Source organism: Xanthobacter sp. BG11Y11_SDJG (genome assembly GCF_057364445.1).
Window position 1 is genome coordinate 1 of sequence record NZ_JBNFNU010000621.1, and the last position, 1632, is coordinate 1632.

Here is a 1632-nt window from a genome sequence, read left to right on the forward strand (position 1 = left end):
GAGGGCGCCGGCCAATGATGGCGGCCTCGCGCTCGGCCAGGCGGCGGTGCCGCCGCCCGGCTGATGACCGAAGCCTGACGTTCAGTCGGTGGGTGGCGCTCGCCGCCGCGCGCGGGATGATGGCGCCGCGATGCATGATCACCTCGCCGGCGAGCCGATGCCCGGCCTCCGCCGCCGCCTCGGGCGAGACGCCGGCCAGGCGCGCGGCGAGGTAGCCGGCATTGAAGCTGTCGCCGGCGCCGGTGGTATCCACCGGGCTCACCACCCGCCCCACCGGCACCTCGAAGGTGCGCCCCTCCGCATGCACCAGCGCGCCGCCAGCGCCGTTCTTCACCACCACTTCGCCGACGCCATAGGTGGTGATCCGCTCGATGGTGGCGGCGGGCGAGGCGTCGCCCCACAGCGCCGCCTCGTCCTCGAAGGTGGGGAGCGCCACGGACGACCGCTTCAGCGCCTCGGCGAACACGGTGCGCGCCCGGGCGAGATCGCCGCCCCAGCCGCGCGGGCGGAAATTGCCGTCGAACACCCGCAGCGCGCCCGCCTCGCCGGCCATCTCCAGCGTGGCGAGGAAGCGGCCGAGCCCGGCATTGGAATAGAGCGAGAGGGTGATGCCGGAGAAATAGACCGCCTTGGCGTCCACCATCTGCTCCGCCACCGCCTGCCAGCCGTCCAGCTCGAACAGCATGCGCGCCGGGGCGCTGTCGCGCCAGTAATGGAAGCTGCGCTCGCCGTCGTCGTCGGTGGTGATGAGATAGAGGCCGGGATTGCGCCCGCGCACCTGGATCACGGTGCCCGTGTCCACGCCCTCGGCCTGGGCCAAATCGAGGATGCCGGCGGAAAAGGCGTCGTCGCCGAGCGCGGTGGCATAGCCCACCTCGGCACCGGCGCGGGCCAGATAGACGGCGGTGTTGAACGTGTCGCCGCCGAAGGCGAGGCCGAAGCGGCCGTCGGAGCCCCGCGCCAGTTCCACCATCACCTCGCCCACGCAGATCACCTTGGACACGCGCCCCTCCGCTTGGCTGCCGCGCCGCCGCGTCCGGCCACGCTCGATGCCGGCCCGTTCAGGCCGTTCGGTTCGCCCTGTAGCATATTCCGCGCCCACCGGTCCGCCGCGCTCAGTCCACGGGCGGGCTGGTGGGGACACCCAGGCGCCGGGACGCGCCTGCGGCCCCTTCGGACCCTCGGGGGCGGCCGGCAGCGGGTCGCCGTAGCGCCCGCGCAGCTCGCGCGCCCGGCGCGTGTTGGCCTCGATCAGGCACAAGGTGCGCTGCTCGAAATTGCCGATGCCGCGCTTGCCCTCGAACGGGGCGACGCTCTGGCAGTCGAAGTTGCGGAAGATCAGGAAGCGCGACTGCGCCTCGTCGAGCAGGTTCTTCCAGCGGCTGCGCTGCACCGCCACGAGATCCGAGCGCGATTCGATCACCGCGACGGCGTTGCCGACCTCCGCCTCCAGCGCCGATTCCGAGGTGCGCTGGGCGTCGTAGAGGCAGCGGTTGTAGTCGCGCGGCGCCACCTGGTCGCGCGGACAGATGGTGAGCCCGGCCCAGTAGTCCGGCGTCAGCGCGCCGGGCTTCTGCTCCCGGCCCCCGGCGCGGCGCGCGCGGGCGGCGGCGGCGGCGAGCAGCACCAGAA

At 73.3% G+C, this 1632-nt stretch carries 1 protein-coding gene; it reads right to left on the bottom strand.

The genetic code is table 11. The features are described 5' to 3' along the window. A partial coding sequence (locus tag AC2W7M_RS25060; protein ID WP_486135781.1) for a PfkB family carbohydrate kinase occupies positions 1–1632 on the bottom strand: 1632 nt, incomplete at both ends.